General features: G+C 59.8%; 19 protein-coding genes. 12 read left to right on the top strand and 7 right to left on the bottom strand.

All coding sequences use genetic code 11. The features are described from left to right. Positions 1–39: 39 nt before the first annotated feature. Entirely contained in the window at positions 40–981 is a 942-nt protein-coding gene (locus tag ACOYO3_RS06600; protein WP_002515004.1) for a tetratricopeptide repeat protein, read from the bottom strand. A gap of 123 nt (positions 982–1,104) precedes the next feature. Here ACOYO3_RS06600 and pgm point away from each other — a divergent pair, with 123 nt between their 5' ends. Next, complete coding sequence (pgm, locus tag ACOYO3_RS06595; RefSeq protein WP_002514990.1) at positions 1,105–2,736, top strand: phosphoglucomutase (alpha-D-glucose-1,6-bisphosphate-dependent); 1,632 nt, start codon at positions 1,105–1,107, stop codon at positions 2,734–2,736. Here the strand turns inward: pgm and ACOYO3_RS06590 are convergent. Then, positions 2,726–3,004, bottom strand: a complete 279-nt coding sequence (locus ACOYO3_RS06590) for a hypothetical protein (protein WP_002520502.1) — start codon at positions 3,002–3,004, stop codon at positions 2,726–2,728. The two genes, pgm and ACOYO3_RS06590, sit on opposite strands and share 11 nt — an antisense overlap. A gap of 365 nt (positions 3,005–3,369) precedes the next feature. Between ACOYO3_RS06590 and ACOYO3_RS06585 the strand changes: the two genes are divergently transcribed. Continuing rightward, positions 3,370–3,828 carry a VOC family protein gene (locus tag ACOYO3_RS06585; RefSeq protein WP_002513611.1) on the top strand — a complete coding sequence of 153 codons (459 nt, stop codon included), beginning with the start codon at positions 3,370–3,372 and terminating at the stop codon, positions 3,826–3,828. A 133-nt stretch (positions 3,829–3,961) separates the two neighbouring features. Then, positions 3,962–5,299 (top strand): DivIVA domain-containing protein, encoded by a 1,338-nt coding sequence (locus ACOYO3_RS06580; RefSeq protein WP_002517975.1) that lies wholly within the window; start codon positions 3,962–3,964, stop codon positions 5,297–5,299. A gap of 62 nt (positions 5,300–5,361) precedes the next feature. Here ACOYO3_RS06580 and nucS read toward each other — a convergent pair whose 3' ends face one another. After that, the gene (gene nucS / locus ACOYO3_RS06575) at positions 5,362–6,105 is read right to left on the bottom strand and encodes an endonuclease NucS (protein WP_002518973.1); all 744 of its coding nucleotides are present in this window, start codon (positions 6,103–6,105) and stop codon (positions 5,362–5,364) included. 340 nt (positions 6,106–6,445) lie between these two features. Here nucS and ACOYO3_RS06570 point away from each other — a divergent pair, with 340 nt between their 5' ends. Beyond that, positions 6,446–7,264 carry an alpha/beta fold hydrolase gene (locus ACOYO3_RS06570; RefSeq protein WP_002517905.1) on the top strand — a complete coding sequence of 273 codons (819 nt, stop codon included), beginning with the start codon at positions 6,446–6,448 and terminating at the stop codon, positions 7,262–7,264. Positions 7,265–7,267: 3 nt separating this feature from the next. On the opposite strand, the gene ACOYO3_RS06565 is transcribed toward ACOYO3_RS06570, so the two are convergent. Continuing rightward, entirely contained in the window at positions 7,268–7,771 is a 504-nt protein-coding gene (locus ACOYO3_RS06565; protein WP_002524974.1) for a peptidylprolyl isomerase, read from the bottom strand. A gap of 70 nt (positions 7,772–7,841) precedes the next feature. Between ACOYO3_RS06565 and ACOYO3_RS06560 the strand changes: the two genes are divergently transcribed. The 7 genes from ACOYO3_RS06560 to ACOYO3_RS06530 all read left to right on the top strand — a co-directional run bounded on the left by ACOYO3_RS06560 (position 7,842) and on the right by ACOYO3_RS06530 (position 13,381). Next, a complete protein-coding gene (locus ACOYO3_RS06560) occupies positions 7,842–8,048 on the top strand; it encodes a hypothetical protein (RefSeq protein ID WP_002518976.1) in 207 nt (68 codons plus the stop codon). A gap of 110 nt (positions 8,049–8,158) precedes the next feature. Further along, a complete protein-coding gene (locus tag ACOYO3_RS06555) occupies positions 8,159–9,175 on the top strand; it encodes a PAC2 family protein (RefSeq protein WP_002514993.1) in 1,017 nt (338 codons plus the stop codon). A 35-nt stretch (positions 9,176–9,210) separates the two neighbouring features. Continuing rightward, positions 9,211–9,822, top strand: a complete 612-nt coding sequence (locus ACOYO3_RS06550; protein ID WP_002524976.1) for an Hsp70 family protein — start codon at positions 9,211–9,213, stop codon at positions 9,820–9,822. 49 nt (positions 9,823–9,871) lie between these two features. Then, a complete protein-coding gene (locus ACOYO3_RS06545) occupies positions 9,872–10,027 on the top strand; it encodes a hypothetical protein (protein ID WP_002517725.1) in 156 nt (51 codons plus the stop codon). Beyond that, complete coding sequence (locus ACOYO3_RS06540; RefSeq protein ID WP_002514998.1) at positions 10,024–11,778, top strand: FUSC family protein; 1,755 nt, start codon at positions 10,024–10,026, stop codon at positions 11,776–11,778. Before ACOYO3_RS06545 ends, ACOYO3_RS06540 begins: the two co-directional genes overlap by 4 nt. Next, on the top strand, positions 11,775–12,425 hold the full coding sequence (locus ACOYO3_RS06535) for an IMPACT family protein (protein ID WP_427305819.1): 651 nt from the start codon (positions 11,775–11,777) through the stop codon (positions 12,423–12,425). Before ACOYO3_RS06540 ends, ACOYO3_RS06535 begins: the two co-directional genes overlap by 4 nt. 26 nt (positions 12,426–12,451) lie before the next feature. Next, a complete protein-coding gene (locus ACOYO3_RS06530; protein WP_002515033.1) occupies positions 12,452–13,381 on the top strand; it encodes a diacylglycerol/lipid kinase family protein in 930 nt (309 codons plus the stop codon). 8 nt (positions 13,382–13,389) lie between these two features. Here ACOYO3_RS06530 and ACOYO3_RS06525 read toward each other — a convergent pair whose 3' ends face one another. Genes ACOYO3_RS06525 through ACOYO3_RS06515 form a run of 3 tightly spaced genes read right to left on the bottom strand, consistent with a single transcriptional unit; the run spans position 13,390 to position 15,106 of the window. Continuing rightward, complete coding sequence (locus tag ACOYO3_RS06525; protein ID WP_002518978.1) at positions 13,390–14,079, bottom strand: 5'-methylthioadenosine/adenosylhomocysteine nucleosidase; 690 nt, start codon at positions 14,077–14,079, stop codon at positions 13,390–13,392. A 59-nt stretch (positions 14,080–14,138) separates the two neighbouring features. Further along, positions 14,139–14,759: an L-threonylcarbamoyladenylate synthase gene (locus tag ACOYO3_RS06520; RefSeq protein ID WP_002551083.1), complete on the bottom strand. Its 621-nt coding sequence runs from the start codon at positions 14,757–14,759 to the stop codon at positions 14,139–14,141. Between the two features lie 26 nt (positions 14,760–14,785). After that, positions 14,786–15,106, bottom strand: a complete 321-nt coding sequence (locus ACOYO3_RS06515; RefSeq protein ID WP_002515031.1) for a hypothetical protein — start codon at positions 15,104–15,106, stop codon at positions 14,786–14,788. Positions 15,107–15,383: 277 nt separating this feature from the next. Here ACOYO3_RS06515 and ACOYO3_RS06510 point away from each other — a divergent pair, with 277 nt between their 5' ends. Then, entirely contained in the window at positions 15,384–16,583 is a 1,200-nt protein-coding gene (locus ACOYO3_RS06510; RefSeq protein ID WP_002517706.1) for a pyrophosphate--fructose-6-phosphate 1-phosphotransferase, read from the top strand. Positions 16,584–16,585: the final 2 nt, after the last annotated feature.

Below are 16,585 nucleotides of genomic sequence, written 5' to 3'. Positions count from 1 at the left end.
CTGTCCTCCAGCTCACGCGCACACCAAACCAAGCGAACCTCAGAACAGCACGGCCGCCAACGAACGGCGAGCTGCGGCAACCTCGGGGGCAGATTGTCCGACCATCTCAAAAAGGTCAAGCAACCGGGTACGAGCAGTCTCGCGCTCCTCGTCATGGGTGGAACGCACCACCTGGATGATCCGGTTGAAGGCGTCAGCGGGACGTCCCCCCATAAGCTCGACATCCGCGGCAGCCAGCTGGGCGTCAACATCATCAGGACGCTGTTGGGCAGCGGTCAACAAGGCAGCAGGATCTTTACCATCCAACCGTCCAAGCAGTGCTGCTCCGTTACGGCCAGCGATAAGGACCGGATCGTTAGGCTCCGAGGCCAGTAATGCATCGTAGGCCGCGACAGCCTCGTCGAACTTTCCGGCATCCATGAGCTTCTCAGCTTCCACGGTACGAGGATCCGGGCCGACCGGTTCCTCACTGCTCACCTCGACCATCACCGGTTCCGCGCGCCCCACCATGCCCGCTGACGTAGCTGCCTGGATGACCTGCTCAGTGAGCTGACGGAACTGCTGCTCGTCGATGGTGCCCTGAGCCAGCGGGGCGAGTTGACCACCAATGACGGCAACGAGCATGGGAACGGCTTTAACCCCCAGACTCTGAGCCAGTCGGGGCTGGGCGTCGATATCGACGCGGACCAACAACCACTTACCCGCGGCCTCATCGGTAACCCGGCGCAGGAGCGACTCCATCTCTTTGGCGCCGTGGGCCTGAGGCGTGGTGAATTCCACCAGCACTGGATGTTGCACCGACTTTTGGAGTAGCGAGTTGAAGTTTTCTTCGGTGCCCTCGACCACCCAGGTCCTGGCAGTTGCCGAACCGACGTGGGCAGCCGGTCCAACAGGAGAGTCAGCGGAACTGGCTGCGGCCGCCAGCCCCGACAGATCGACGGCATCGTGACGATGAATCGAGTCAGAAGACATGTCATCCATTCAACCAGATGCACCGACCGAGCCTCGCCGAGATGGCTGACGATCATGACCGAGAACCACGTTAACGAGGTTGTTCCCGGCAGTAATCTGTTGTGGCGCACCAGTCGGTGAGAGAATGGCCGCATGGCTCATGAACGTGCTGGGAAACCTGCCCAGGAATCCGACCTCATCGATGTCGATGCCGTGTTGTCGGCCTACCACGACATCTCCCCCGATCCTTCGAACCCTGATCAGATGGTCGTCTTCGGCACGTCGGGTCACCGCGGCTCCTCTCTCGACGGCGCTTTCAATGACGCTCACATCGCCGCTACCACCCAGGCAATCGTGGAATACCGCACCTGTCAGGGAATCGATGGCCCGCTCTTCATTGGCAAGGACACCCATGCTTTATCCATGCCAGCATGGACGACCGCCATTGAGGTACTGTGCGCCAACGACGTCGAGGTCATCGCCGAGCATGACGATGAGTGGACTCCAACCCCTGCCGTCTCACGGGCCATCATTGTTCACAACCGTTTAAGCGAAGGACGCCAGGCTGACGGCATTGTCGTCACCCCCTCACACAACCCGCCACGCGATGGCGGATTCAAATACAACCCACCGCACGGTGGCCCGGCCGATACGGACGCCACCGGTTGGATTGCTGACCGCGCCAACGAGTTGCTCGCCGATCCATCTGGTATCCGTCGTAAACCTTATGAACAGGTGCGCAACGAGGTCTCCCGTTACGACTACCGCAGCGCATATTGCGACGATCTGCGCAATGCCATAGACCTCGACGCTATTGACGAGGCCGGCGTCCACATCGGCGCCGATCCGCTCGGTGGGGCCTCGGTTCAGTACTGGGAGTACATCGCAGACCACCTCGGTATTGACCTGACGGTCGTTAACCCCACGGTTGATCCAACTTGGCGATTCATGACCCTTGACTCTGACGGCAAGATCCGGATGGACTGCTCGTCCCCTTCAGCGATGGCCTCTCTCATCGCGAACAAGGATGCTTACGACATCGCGACTGGAAACGACGCCGACTCTGACCGCCACGGCATCGTCACGCCAGACGCCGGCCTTATGAATCCGAACGCCTACCTAGCTGTGGCGATTGGTTACCTCTTTGCTCATCGTCCAGGGTGGCGCCCTGACGCCGGTATCGGCAAGACTCTCGTGAGCTCCTCCCTCATCGATAAAGTGGCGGCTGACCTGGGACGTCGTCTCATTGAAGTACCAGTGGGTTTCAAGTGGTTCGTTCCTGGCCTCATGCGCGGGGATATCGGTTTTGGTGGCGAGGAATCAGCCGGAGCGTCGTTCCTTGATCTCGACGGCCAGACGTGGACCACGGATAAGGACGGCATCCTGCTGGCCCTGCTCGCTAGTGAGATTAAAGCTGTTACTGGCCGCTCCCCGTCCGAGCATTACGCCGATCTAGAGGACCGCTTCGGCAAGTCTTACTATGCCCGTATCGACGCCGATGCCAACCGCGAGCAGAAGGCCCGCCTCAAGGCTCTCTCCCCTGACGACGTCTCCGCTAACACTATCGCTGGCGAGAAAATCGAGAAGATCCTCACCAAAGCCCCAGGCAATGGCGCAGCGATTGGTGGTATCAAGGTCATGACCGAAAATGCCTGGTTCGCAGCTCGCCCTTCGGGCACCGAAGACAAGTACAAGATCTACGCTGAGTCCCTGCGTGATGCTGACCATTTGGCCGCCGTCCAGGAAGAGGCCCGCCACATCGTCGATCAAGCTCTCAAAGGCTGAAGGACCCAACGCAATATCGCCCCGACCCCTCGAAGTGGTCGGGGCGATATTGCGTTGCGTATGGTGGTTGTGGATAGGCCACATTGGTCCGCAGGCCAACCATCTCAATCACCCACTGGATCGTCAGATCGCACTCCTCTGACTCGTCGACATAGCTAATCTCAGGTAGACCCTCATCCCTCCAGACTCGAAGGCGACATGGCCGTAGCCGAACACCGCCCCAGGAACGGTGGTAGAACAGAAATATCAAAGATGCACGTCTGAGCATCGCGCCAGCTGCTGATCGGAAATCCCATGCACTCGCGCATAGCGGTAGTGACCAAACGGCCCATGTGACCGAGATGAAAGCGAGGCGCTCCCCACGCGGCTGCTATCACTGCCATGAGAAAGGGGGCGTCTCACCACAAGACTCCTTGCTCGACACGCAGCCGGACACAAGGGCGCTCTATCACCACTCTTGACGCAAGAATGGCCTGCTCACCGCGTCGGCATTATTTGTCCGGCGGCGAGCTGTGCGAACCACTGAGCACAGAGGCCACAGCGTTCCATCGCCTGCAGCACACCTGTGCATAAGGCTCCCGGAATACCTACCCCGCCTGGTTGGACCCTGGTGGACAGTGCAACGATTGGGCCATGGAGAACTTCAACAACGATCCTTTTGCGTGTATTGATCACGTCGGTTTTGCCGTCAAGGACATGGACGAGGCCATCAAGTACCACTGCGACGTGCTGGGCTTCCGGGTGCTCTTCCGTGAGAAGAACGAGGGACATGGCGTCGAGGAGGCCATGCTCGGTACCGGCAAGCGCGGCGAGGAGTCGACCGTCGTTCAGTTGCTCGCCCCGCTCAGCGAAGACAGCACCATTGGAAAGTACATTTCCAAGAATAAGAATATGATCCAGCAGGTGTGCTACCGCACCTACAACCTGGACAAGACGATCGCCACCCTCAAGGAGCGTGGCGCCGTCTTCACCGGCGAGCCCTCCATCGGAACCGCTGGCTCCCGTGTCATCTTCCTTCACCCCAAGTACACCGGCGGTCTCCTCATCGAGATCACCGAGCCCCCGGCCGGCGGCATGCCTTACAAGGACTAACGTCACGTCACTGAGGTTGACCCCGGGACCGGTTTATCTTGGCCCCGGGGTCTGTTTCGTTCCGGTGAGTTGCACAGTTGTCATTCGGTCTTGATTGGTACCGTTGGATTCACCTACTGGAAGGGGACCATCGGTGAGCACAAAAGACGTTTCTGACGGCCAGTTCGACGAAGAGACCGGACTCAACCTCTTCGACGACACCGCCAGCGCGGCCGGTAGTTTCACCCATTCAATGTGGGGTTACGACCGCACCAGCGTCGATAACTACGTCCGAGAGATTGAGCAACAGGTATCGACCCTGAAACAACTCACCCGGCACCTGCGTGGGCAGGTATCTCAGGCCCAGGCCGAGGCTACTCAGAGTGATTTCAAGCGTCTGGGGGTGCACGCGACCGAAATCCTAACCGCCGCCGAAGCCCAGGCTAAAGACATCGTCGCCATGGCCGGTCGCGAAGCCGAGCGCATCAAAGAGGAGGGACGCCGGGTTGCTGCCGATATGCGAGCCGCGGCCCAGACTGAGTCCGACGATATCCGGGTCGCAGGGCTAGCCAACCAGCGCGAGCTGCGCGATCAGGCGGCCAAGGATTCACGAACCGCAATCGAGCAGGCCCGCCTACAGGCCCGCACTATCGTTGAGCAGGCCGGCACTCATGCCGAGGCGATTGTTACCGAGGCTCGCACGAAGGCCGCCACCATCGATCAGAATACTCGCGCCCAGGTTGCCCAGATCCTCGATCAGGCTCGTTCGGAGGCCGCAACTATCACGACCAAGGCGCGGCAAGAAGCCGAGAACATTACTAACGAGGCCCGCACCAGCCACGATGAGGCCACAGCCAAAATCAAGCAGCTGCTCGAACAGGCGACCGTCCATCAGCAGGCCAGCAGCGACAATGTCACCAAGCGCACCCAGGAGGCCGACGCTATTCGTCAGAGCGCTCTGGAAGAGGCCGAGACCACACGCAACCAGGCTGCTCGTGACGCCGAGAATCGTATCGCGACTGCCCACCGTCAGGCCGCCATGATGAAGGAACGTCTCGAAGAGCAGTACGCCTGGCGTAAGGAACAGCTTGAGCGCGAAACTGCCGCTCTGCTCCAACGCAAGAAGGCTGTCATCGCGCAGCTCAATAATCTCAAGGCCCTGGCCGGAGAAGCCGAAAGCGATTACCCCGACACTGATCCCTTCGCTGAAGAAGCAGAGGGGGCGACCGCCGATGACGCCACCATCGTCATTAGTCCGAAGAGTTCACAGGCCCAGCAGAAACCAGCCGCCAGCCAGAATACTCAGGCCGATCAGTCGATGGCCGACGATAAGGAGACTGCTCCTCTCAACGACCCGGCCAGTCAGCGCACGCAGGTTATTCCGGCAGTCAAGGATGGTGAGTCCGCCCAACCCAGCGGTGCAACTGCTGCCGACGAGGCTGACAATGAGAAAACACAGGTCCTTCCTCAAGGCATTAGGCCTGGGAAGTGACGTTGATAACACGGCGGCGGGACCCTGGTCAGGAGGTCATAAGCCCCGCAGCCGTGTGCACGTCAGAAGAGACGGTCCTCCGGATGGTCCATGCCACGCAGAGCGTCGTAATCGATAGTGACGCACTCGATCCCGCGATCAACGGCTAGGGTACGCGCCTGCGGCTTGATCTTTTGGGCGGCGAAAACCCCGCGCACGCGATCACCTAACAAGTGATCTCTATTGAGCAGTTCAAGATACCGGGTGAGTTGCTCCACCCCATCCATCTCACCGCGCCTCTTGACTTCGACAGCGACATAGACCCCGTCGGCATCGCGACAAAGCAGGTCAACCGGACCGATAGGCGTCATGTACTCACGACGGACCAGCGACCAGCCATCGCCGAAAGTGTTAGGATTCTCAGCCAGTAATTCCTGGAGATGAGCCTCTACCCCATCCTTCTGCAGGCCCGGGTCAATACCCAATTCCTCGGTGACATCGAGCACCTTCGGTCCCAGCAGGATTTGGAGATGGTCGCCGGTCGGGGCGTCAACTTCCCAAACCTCTTCGGCGTCGACAGCGGCGGTGGCCGCCGGTTCATCGGGCAGGCAAGGACGAATCGTCAATGTGCACGGGGAACTCATCCAATTCAGGGGCTTATACGCCCGGTCGTCTGCGTGAACGCTTACCGAATTATCTGATTTGACGACGATGAGCCGCTTAGCCCACGGCAAATGGGCAGTAAGACGGCCGGTATAGTCGACCTGGCACTGGGCAATGACGAGACGCACGGTGTGGAACTCTACCTCGTCGCCCCTCGAACTCATTGACACAAGGTCCGTCTCTCGGCATTGTTCTCTCGGCCACCACGTGGGGCACAATGGGACCCATGGGTCGTCATCATGGTTCGCGCAAATGGCAGCGCCCGCCCCGACCCCTCAATACGGCTAGTCACCCGCGCCCTGAGCACAAGAGAGATGGTCAGCACGTCGTGCGCACGGTGCCCGCCGGCCGAGCGCTCAAGGTTTATACCTGTCCGGGGTGTCTGCATCCAATCCAGCCAGGAACCCCACATGTCGTTGCCTGGCCACATGAACCATCGATGTTCTCCAGGTCCCCGGTCGAGGAACGTCGTCACTGGCACACCGGGTGTTGGAGATCTCGCCCATGAATAAGCTTCATCTGACCACCCTCGGGAACGGCCAGCAGGACGTGTATTGGTGTCACGGGGTATTTGGGCAAGGAAAGAACTTCACCCGCGTGGCGAAGGATCTCCTTGCTACCGACCCCGACGCCTATCGCTGTATCCTCGTCGATCTGCCGAACCACGGCCGATCTCCCTGGACCCAAACTTTTTCTTATCGCGACATGGCCGACTCCTTGGCAGCCACCGTCAAAGCCACCAGTGGGAACCGTCCAGCCCACCTGCTGGGTCACTCGATGGGTGGCAAAGTTGTCATGCGGACGGTCCTCGACAACCCTGACTTAGCCCGTAGCCTCACCGTCGTCGACATGGCCCCGGTGGATTCGCGTCTCACACGCCTGGCACCTCTCGTCGACGCCATGAAGTCGGTGAATCTGACAGCCTTGACCACCCGCCGACAAGCCGAAGAGCACATGTCCGACGGGGTGCCTGACCCGAACATCCGGCAGTTCCTCTTGCAAAACTTGCGCCATGAAACCGGCAATCATGAACGCTGGTATTGGCAAATGAATCTCGATCTATTGGGCAATGGACTGTCCGATATCGGTTCCTGGCCGCCGGTTACCTCGATCTGGGAAGGGCCAGCGCTCTGGATCACCGCCGAGCAATCGGACTATGTCGGCCCCGACCATTCCCAAGCCATGCACGAACTTTTCCCCCAAGTGCGCCGAATCCGTATTAAGAATTCCGGCCACTGGGTGCATTCAGACCAGCCGGGAGTCTTCGTGCAAGTGCTAGCGGCCTTCCTATCACGGTGCCAGGGGCCTCTCACCCCTCGCTAAGGCTCAGCCCATCACAACCGAGCCAATCTTGGTGTCGACCTTTGGAGTAAGGCCATCGTCAGCGAGCCCCTTATGAGCGATGTCAGAGATGCTCCCAGCACCGTCCTTATCGATACTTCCAATGACGAGGAAGGAATCCGACAGCTTGGAGTCACCATAAACCAGGGCGAATTGCGAGCCCAGCCGATGCTGGGAATCGGCGACCAAGGCAAGAGTGCCGGAGCCAACTGATCCTCCGGCCTTGGCTTCCTTCTCAACGGGATAGGAGTATCCTGAACCACCATTCCCGGTTCCGGAAGGGTCACCGCACTGGAGGTACTTGGCATCTCCCGTAGATAATTTGTGACATGAGGTGTCGTTGTAATAGCCCTGCTCGGCCAACGAGATAAACGCGTTGGCGGCACAGGGGGCCATCGCCCGATCAACAGTAAGCACCACGGGAGCGTCATTAATCGTAAGAGTGACGGTGGTGGAACCAGTCTTTTCGATATTGTCAGAAGGCGGCATATCAACTGGGCGAGCAGCCTTGCCCGCGACGGCATAACCGCACGGACCGCTGGCCGCTGCGGGCGCTGGAGTGGTCGTCGCTGATGCCGTACCGGCAGCGTGCGTAGCCGCCCTGGAGTTGGCAGACCCACTCGTCGCAGACGGTAAGCTCGTCCACCACGCATCAGGGGAGTCGCTGACCCCGGGCACTGTTCCGTTGGTCTGTGAGCACCCGGCAAGCAAGGACAGCCCTGCCACGGCGACTGCGGTTGTTGCTCGGCGCGTCATCCTCATGTAATCCGTCCTTCGGTCGATTGGCGACGCGGTCAGGCTACCTATCAGCACAACGGAATAGAGTGAAGACTCACGGGGTTATACCAACCTGCCCCGACGGAAAGGAGGACGCCCATGGATCGGCAGAGCAATCGCTTCAGCTGGCATCCCGGAATCGTGGGTCCTGATCAGGAGGTGTCCGCTCTCATCACTCTGGTGCAGTCTTTTAGTGACACCGGTCTGGTACAGGCACGGGTGCGCGACGCCATCTTATCCCAGCTTCCCCACCACGAGCTCGGGGAATTCGACATTGATCTGTTGCTGGACCATCGCGATTCCCGTCAGCCCATCATCTTCGACACCGACCACTTCGAGGGGTACGAGCGCCCCCGCCTAGTGCTGCACGAAGTCACCGATCAACTTGGCCAAGCGTTCCTTGTATTGGAAGGCCCAGAGCCGGCTCTCGGCTGGGAATCGTTGGTGTCGTCTCTAACGAGTCTTGTCGACTCTATGGGGATCCGACTGACCGTCATTACCGATTCGATCCCGATACCGACCCCTCACACCCGTCCTGCCATAGTCACACGCTGGGCATCACGACCTGAACTCATTTTGGGCTCGACGTCTCCCTTCGGCCGCCTTCAGGTACCGGCCTCATTCCCCGTCGTACTCGGTCAGCGGTTGGGGGAAACGAACCACGCTGTCATCGGGCTTGCCTCCCATGTACCCCATTACTTAGCCGATCTGGATTATCCTGAATCGGCTCGCGCCCTCGTGGAGGCATTACGAGGAGCAACCGGCCTGGCACTACCCATCAACTCCTTGGCTGTAGCTGCCAACACAGTCCGCGCCGAGATCGATACCCAGGTCAATAATTCTGAAGAGCTCAAAGCTATGCTCCATGCTCTAGAGGAGCAGTATGACTCCCGGGTTGCCCAGCGAGAGCTCGGCACAACGCAAGTTGCCGTCCCAGATGCCGAGGACATCGGTGCTGAAGTCGAAGACTTCCTGCGCTCGATCGACGAGGATGATGGACCCAGCAACGACGATCCCGACACTCAAGGCTCTGGTCCCCGACGCAGTAGCGATGATACTTCCGACGACGACAAGCCTGATTATCACCCCCGCCGCGGGGGCGACCTGGACAACTGACGGCGGTGTCGGTACCCGAGCCTAGACTGCCCACCATGGATCTGGGAGTCGACCTAGGAACCACCTACAGTGCGGTGGCTGCTATGGAATTTACTCTGCGTCGGGAACGCAACCTTCTCGTCGATCTGGATTCAACGATCCTACATATTCCGATGGCCGAGGTGGCACGAGCGTGCAAGCCTCTCATAGATCGCACTATTGAGACGATGGAGCCACTATCCTCTCTGCTCAACGGTGCTAATTCTGACATCGCAGGCATCCACCTTGTGGGCGGGACGACATCTTTGCCCATCGTCCCGCGCCGTCTACGTGAGTTATGTGGCCGAAAGGTGCACCGCTCCCCTCATCCGACGCCTGCAACCGCCATCGGCCTGGCTGTCGCAGCCGACGCTGGCACCCTCGGCATCGGTGATCGTCTATCGCGTGGCTTCGGTGTTTTCCGTGAGACAGAATCCGGAGGTGGGATTGAGTTCGACGTCCTTACCGACCAAACTACTCGGATAGCGGGGACGACCATCATCACGAGAAAGTACCGCTGCCGCCACAACATTGGCGTATTCCGCTTTGTGGAGTTCTCGCGAACCGACGCCATCGGCGAGCCGGTAGGCGACCTCATTCCCCCTCGCTACCGTCGTTTCCCCCCTTGACGAAACCCTGCAACACTCCAGCGCTGAATTCGATGCTGACCAGGTCGAGGTGCAGGAAACCAATAACGGCCACGTCATTGAGGAGACTTACACTATTCTTGAAACTGGCATGATCACCGCGACAATTACCGACGTGGACACTGGCTGGTCTATTACTGCCACTAAGGGCCGGCCTACGACGAGCACCGGTACGGGTCGCGCATGAGCAAACCCAACCAGCCGTCGAAGCCTCGGCAGCTGATACGCAAACTCATCACAATTCATTCTGCCCCTGGGCGCAGCCGCCAGGCGGTCATCTCCGTCATCCCGATAGCTGTGTCCCTCGTGACTATGGGCCTGATCGTCAGCCCGACGCATGCGGCTATGGGCATGATAGGAGCAATGGGCGCCCTAGCCGGCAACAACAATGCTCCCTTGTCACGAGCCCGAATCCTTTTTGGAGTTGGTACTGCGACGATCTTTTCTCAATGCCTAGGCCTGATGTCGGTGCAGATCGAATGGCTTCTGCCCATCATCCTCGCTAGCTGGAGCCTGATCGTCATCTGGGTATGGCACGCCCTGCAGCTGGGCCCGCCGGGCCCACTTAATATTCTCTTCGCAGCCGCATTCGGCACCTATATGGCCAGTCGCGGCTGGACGGTCAGCACGGTATTCACTTCCACCGTGCCGTCCTTCCTCATCGCCGCTATCGTATCGATGATCATCATCCTCGCCTCTCCGCACCGCCCGGTCCGTGCCGCAGTTAAAAAGGCTGAAAACGCAGTCAACGCCTACTGCGAACCTGATGACGATGCCGACAGCCACGAAGTTGCACGACTACGTTCAGCGGCCCACGCGGCCATTCACCTAGCGTGGTGGGCCTACAATGACGGTCACTCCTCCGGCGTGGACAACCCGTCCGAGATGTCCGAGCTGTCGGATTTGCGAGCCCGCCTCATCACCGCCCACATGCGACTCGAGCACGAGCTGCGACTGGAAGCCTTCCCCTCGGCCGATGTTTCCCTGCCGGACCATGTCGACTGGACTCCGCTTGGTCGCCCCAAAGCCAGCTACCTGCTGCGAACTGCGCTGGAACGGGGATCGCGACCGACGATGGTGGCACTGCGCGCGGCAACAGGTGTCTTCTTCGCCTCTCTGCTTATGATCCTGTTACCGTTCGGCCATCCATACTGGGCGGTACTGAGCGTCCTCATCATGATTCACATGGACGCAACTCGCTCGGACATGACGATCCGCGCCATTCACCGGGTGCTCGGTACCGTCGTCGGCCTCGGCCTGTACCTGGCGATCGCCGCATTCGGCCCCTCAGGCTGGGTCAAGATCGGTCTCATCATCGTTTTCCTGTGGACCATGCAAGCCCTGGTGACGCGCAATTACGGTCTCGCCTGCATCTTTATCACCTGTTTCGCACTATTCATGACGCCACTAACAAAGCCCGGTCAGATGTACCAGCTCGCCCAGGACCGCATCGTCGAAACTATTGTGGGTTTGACAATCGGCATCGTCACCATCCACATCGTCGGTCGACGCGCCCCAGTACTGCTGGTGCGAAGTCAATATCGCCGAACCCTTCGTTCCATGATGCCAGTACTGAGATCCCTATCTCAGGGACGCACCAAAACCCCGCAAGCTCAGATCGAGCGCAATCAGATGGTCCACGAACTCATTCAAGGTTCGGCCTTGCTGTCGGCCACCCGTCCTGATGCTCCGCAGGCTTTACAAGACTGGTCCAAGGTAGACCGCACTGTCACCGAAACCGGCTACGACCTGCTTTCGGTCTGTTGGCACACTGGTAACGGACCGGTGCCTTGGGCTCGGCGGCTGCTGGCCGATATCGCCATCTTCATTACAGGTCTTCCGCCGATCTCGAGCCAGAACCTTGACGCCCACAGCGTCGCCGAAGAGATGGAGAAGATTCGGATGGATATGGTGACCTCTCTACCGGGGGTCAAGTGATCGAGTACAGCGTTCTAGCAGGCCCAGTTGAGACAGAACTTGAGATCAAGCGATCAGTCTTCCTCACCCGGCTGGTGCGCGTGACCTGTGAGGACGAGGCTCGGGAGGTTATCGCCCAGGCTCGGCACGACGGCCACAACGCCCGCCACCATGTCTCCGCCTTCGTACTGGGAGCAGATCGTGGGGTTCAGCGGTGCAATGACGACGGCGAACCTGCCGGCACAGCGGGAATGGCCACCTTGGCGGCCCTCACAGCGGCGGATCCGAGAGGAAATCCGGATCTGTCCGATGTCGTCGCCGTCACCAGTCGGTGGTTCGGCGGCATCAAGTTGGGGACCGGAGGTCTCACCCGGGCCTATGGGAACGCCGTTAGCAACGCTCTAACAGTGGCTGCCTTCCACCGACGGGTCATGATGGACACCTTTACGACTACCATCGGCCTGCGTCGAGCTGGTCACGAGGAGGGCGTTATCCGTGCCGCCGGGCATGACGTCACCAACGTGGAATACACCGCTAAGGGGTCCATCGTGACGTTGGCGTGCCGCGCCGACCGTGGGAGTCAGATGGCTATCGATCTGGCCAAGCTGCTGGGTCGCGAGGTCAGACTTACGCCGGCGCGCCAGTGTTGGGTCGACATCGAAGCGTGAAGAGACACACGAGGGGCTGCGGTAAGATGCCCTACGCTAGCGGCGTGCAGACATTTCAGCCCCGCAAGGTGGCAGTAGTCCACAACTCTGTCAAGACGCAGAACAACCCTCACTGGCACGACCTCATCGAAAAGAAGTGCCGTGAGCACTGCGGCGTCACCCCTGTTTTCTTCCCCACGACAGCCGACGACCACGGCCAGGGTCTAGCCTGTAAGGCCGTCGATGAGGGGGCCGAGATGGTCCTCGCCCTTGGGGGTGACGGCACCGTCCGTCAAGTCAGTGCAGGCCTAGCCAACACTGGGGTCCCCATGGGAATACTTGGGATGGGCACTGGGAACCTCTTGGCCCGTAACCTCGAGTTGCCGCATACCGATCTCGCCGCATCCCTCGATGCCGCGCTAACCCGCCCGGTTAGGGCAATTGATCTGGGCTATGTCCGATTCGATGAGTCCGAGGAAATCTGCTTTACCGTCATCATTGGGATGGGAATGGACGCCCAGACAATGGCCGGTACCCGAGACCGACTCAAGGACAAGGTCGGCTGGCTAGCCTATGTCGCCTCGGGTGCCCTGACCCTGGTGCAGCCGGGATTCCAAGTCAGAGCAAGCGTCGACGGACGCCGCCCCGTCATCACTCGGGCGCGAACGATGTTGGTCTGCAATTGCTCAGTACTTCCCGGCGGCGTCGTTCTCGTCGCCGACGGTCGCATTGACGATGGGGCCCTTGACGTCCTCACGCTGTCTCCCCATGGCATTGTCGGATGGATCGCCGTCCTCAACCACTTTGTCACCCGACATCGGCACGGCCATCGCCTCGTGCGCCACGCGACGTCGCGAACAGCCCTCGTCATGTCTGGTTCCGGCCCGATCCTGGCGGAAGTTGATGGAGACCCCATCGGCACAGTGACGACAATGAGGACCCGTGTAGCCCCAGGGGCCCTGCTCGTACGAGCCTGACAGCCTCGTCAAGCCGTGAGCCTGTGCTGCCGAGCTAAGGCGTGAGCGAGGTCGCGGCCACGATGGGCCGCGTTGTTAAGGAATGCTGGAAAATCCGCTACCGCATCACCGTCGGCAGAGTCGGACAGAATCCGCACCACAGCGAAAGGCACACCGAGACGATTGGCTGCCTGTGCTAGAGCCGCACCTTCCATTTCGACGGCGCTAGCCCCAAATGTGGCGCGTAGCCAGGCGACCTTCTCGGCCTGAGCGATGAACTGGTCTCCACTGACTATTGGCCCCGCCACCACTTGATGGCCACGAGGCTCCTCCAGCGCGCGCAATACGTCTAGCACTAGGGCGAAAAGGACGGGATCCGGTTCCCAGTACGGTGGTTCCCCAGGAACAGTACCGATCGGGTTACCAAATGCGGTGTCGTCAGCATCATGCTGCTGGAACCTATTGCCGACAACGACGTCACCGATTCCTAATCCGGGCGCGACAGCCCCAGCGACTCCGGTGAAGACGATGCGTGTTGCGCCAGCCTGAACCATTGCTGAAGCAGCTAACGCAGCATTCACCTTGCCGATACCGCATTTAGCCAGCACTACTGGGGTACCGTCTAACCGTCCGCGCAGTAATTCGCACGGACCATCAAGCTCTTCGACGTCGTCGAGGTCAGCTCGGATGAGGCGCACCTCATCCTCCATCGCCCCCATCAGACCAAGCACTCTCTTACAACCCTCCGTCAGCAAACCATGTCCATAGGCTTATGGCCTCATTCGAAAAGTGAGGGGTCCCCGGCACCCCGACGGGTGACGACCGCCTCACCGGAGGTGAAGTCAACCACCGTAGTCGGTTCGACGCCACAGTCCCCTGAGTCGAGGACAGCATCGAGTTGGTCACCGATCTCGTCTTGAACCTGCCAACCGTCGACCATAGGTGTGTCCTGACCGGGCAGGATGAGGGTGGAGGAGACAATGGGCTCATTCAATGCTTCCAGCAGGGCCAGGGCTGTCACATGCTCGGGAACGCGCACCCCAACGGTTTTCTTTCGCGGGTGCAGCATGACCTTCGGAACATCACGAGTGGCATTGAGAATGAAGGTATATCGCCCTGGCACAGCGGCACTGACGGCACGAAACACCCAGTTATCCATCTGGACATACTGGCCAACCTGCGCAAACTGGCTCATGACCAGGGTGAAGTGATGCTTGTCAGATAACTGGCGAAGTTTGCGAATCCGGTCCACGGCATCCTTATTCCCTAGCCGGGCACCGAAGGCATAACCCGTGTCTGTCGGGTAGGCGATAAGACCGCCATGGTGCAGGATGTCGACGATCTGATTGAGAGAACGCTGCTGCGGGTTCTCCGGGTGGACCGGAAAATACTTAGACACCTCATCATTGTATCGCTGCAACGGCCTCAGCGAGCCAGCAAAGTACACATTTCGCTCGCCCGACCGTGTACTTCGGTTAGTCCAATAAGGGCTAATAGACGAGTAGGCCGGGTGATTTCCGTCGCGACGCTGACGGCGTCTCCATTGACATCGATGACAAGCTGGCTTAGTCCATCCGCTTTAGCCCTTCGCGCGGATGCCTCCGCCGCCATACGAGCAGCACTAGACCCATCTTGACCGACGAGCTGTGCCGCGGATCCTTCCTCACACCCGGCTCGAGCCGCCTCGGCGGCAACAGTGTGGGCGACGCGTACTGCCCGAGATCGCTCTGCACCATCGACTGCCACCCCCGCGGATATCAGAAGGATTGGCAGTAACACGGTGACAAGAACAGACATACTCACGCCGCGATCGTCACGACGTCGCTGTGGGGAGACAGGGAAACGCCATCGCGAGAGCGGTGGGGTCGAGTGTCGATCGCACGAGGGATGCATCGTCATGCCAGCAGAACAGCACGACAACCATCGGTCCGGCAAGGGTTGACTTTTACTCCCCTGTGTGCCGGTTCGACACATACCATAGGCTTGCTAGCGTTACCCCACACGACAAACGAAAGGTTTCCCTATGGCCGTCAAGAAGGTCGCACTCCTCACCGCGGGCGGATTTGCGCCGTGCCTATCCACCGCGATCAGTGGATTGATCCAGCGCTACACCGAGGTAGCACCTGAGGTCGAGATCATCGCCTACAAGCACGGCTACGAGGGCCTGCTCAAGGGAGACTTCCTCGAGGTCACCGACACCGTTCGCAAGAATGCCGAGATCCTCAAGCGTTTTGGTGGATCCCCGATTGGCAACTCGCGGGTCAAGCTGACCAACGCCGCCGACCTCGTAAAGCGTGGTCTGGTCGCCGAAGGCGACGACCCGCTCAAGGTTGCCGCCGATCGTCTGGTTGCCGACGGGGTTGACATTTTGCACACCATCGGTGGTGACGACACTAATACCACCGCCGCCGATCTGGCCGCCTATCTGGCTGAGAATAACTACGGCCTCACCGTCGTTGGCCTGCCGAAGACCATCGATAACGACGTCGTGCCGATTCGTCAATCGCTAGGTGCTTGGACGGCTGCGGAACAAGGTTCCCGCTTTGCTCAGAACATCGTTGGCGAGCACAACTCCGGATCACGCATGCTCATCGTCCACGAAGTCATGGGCCGTAACTGCGGCTGGCTCACCGCCGCTACCGCCGCCAAATACCGCGAATGGCTCGATACTCAACAGTGGCTACCTGAGATCGGGCTGTCCAAGAAGGCCTGGGATGTCCACGCCGTATATGTCCCCGAGGCTCACATCGACCTTGAGGCCGAAGCCGCACGCCTCAACAAGGTCATGGACGAAGTTGGCAACGTCACTATCTTCCTGTCCGAGGGGGCTGGCCTGGACGCCATTATTGAGGAGATGGAAAAAGACGGTCAGGAAGTCCCGCGCGATCCCTTTGGTCACGTCAAGCTTGACAAGGTGAACCTGGGTGCTTGGTTCGGCAAACAGTTCGCCGACAAGCTCGGTGCCGAAAAGGTCATGGTCCAGAAGTCCGGCTACTTCTCCCGTTCGGCAGCCTCGAACGAAGCTGACCTGGAGCTCATCGGCCGCTGCACTGACCTCGCTGTCGATTGCGCCCTGGCCGGTAAGACTGGCGTTATCGGCCAGGACGAGGAGAACGGCGACACGTTGACGAACATCGCCTTCGATCGGATCAAGGGCGGCAAGCCTTTCGACACCACTCAGCCGTGGTTCACCGCCATGCTCAGCGAGATCGGGCAGGCCTGACA

It is taken from the genome of Cutibacterium sp. KBN10P07758, assembly GCF_050286205.1.
GTDB classification, from domain to species: Bacteria; Actinomycetota; Actinomycetes; order Propionibacteriales; family Propionibacteriaceae; genus Cutibacterium; species Cutibacterium acnes.
Note: the sequence above shows the minus strand (reverse complement) of the source record. Positions and strands in the feature narration are given on the sequence as shown.

Excerpts from the sequence above, each read along its gene's own strand:
- ACOYO3_RS06570 (WP_002517905.1), top strand. The coding sequence starts at position 6,446 with ATGAATAAGCTTCATCTGACCACCCTCGGGAACGGCCAGCAGGACGTG.
- ACOYO3_RS06550 (WP_002524976.1), top strand. The coding sequence starts at position 9,211 with ATGGATCTGGGAGTCGACCTAGGAACCACCTACAGTGCGGTGGCTGCT.
- ACOYO3_RS06600 (WP_002515004.1), bottom strand. The coding sequence starts at position 981 with ATGGATGACATGTCTTCTGACTCGATTCATCGTCACGATGCCGTCGAT.
- ACOYO3_RS06530 (WP_002515033.1), top strand. The coding sequence starts at position 12,452 with ATGCCCTACGCTAGCGGCGTGCAGACATTTCAGCCCCGCAAGGTGGCA.
- ACOYO3_RS06565 (WP_002524974.1), bottom strand. The coding sequence starts at position 7,771 with ATGCCGCCTTCTGACAATATCGAAAAGACTGGTTCCACCACCGTCACT.
- ACOYO3_RS06525 (WP_002518978.1), bottom strand. The coding sequence starts at position 14,079 with ATGGGGGCGATGGAGGATGAGGTGCGCCTCATCCGAGCTGACCTCGAC.
- ACOYO3_RS06590 (WP_002520502.1), bottom strand. The coding sequence starts at position 3,004 with ATGCTCAGACGTGCATCTTTGATATTTCTGTTCTACCACCGTTCCTGG.
- ACOYO3_RS06585 (WP_002513611.1), top strand. The coding sequence starts at position 3,370 with ATGGAGAACTTCAACAACGATCCTTTTGCGTGTATTGATCACGTCGGT.
- pgm (WP_002514990.1), top strand. The coding sequence starts at position 1,105 with ATGGCTCATGAACGTGCTGGGAAACCTGCCCAGGAATCCGACCTCATC.
- ACOYO3_RS06555 (WP_002514993.1), top strand. The coding sequence starts at position 8,159 with ATGGATCGGCAGAGCAATCGCTTCAGCTGGCATCCCGGAATCGTGGGT.
- ACOYO3_RS06510 (WP_002517706.1), top strand. The coding sequence starts at position 15,384 with ATGGCCGTCAAGAAGGTCGCACTCCTCACCGCGGGCGGATTTGCGCCG.
- ACOYO3_RS06540 (WP_002514998.1), top strand. The coding sequence starts at position 10,024 with ATGAGCAAACCCAACCAGCCGTCGAAGCCTCGGCAGCTGATACGCAAA.
- nucS (WP_002518973.1), bottom strand. The coding sequence starts at position 6,105 with ATGAGTTCGAGGGGCGACGAGGTAGAGTTCCACACCGTGCGTCTCGTC.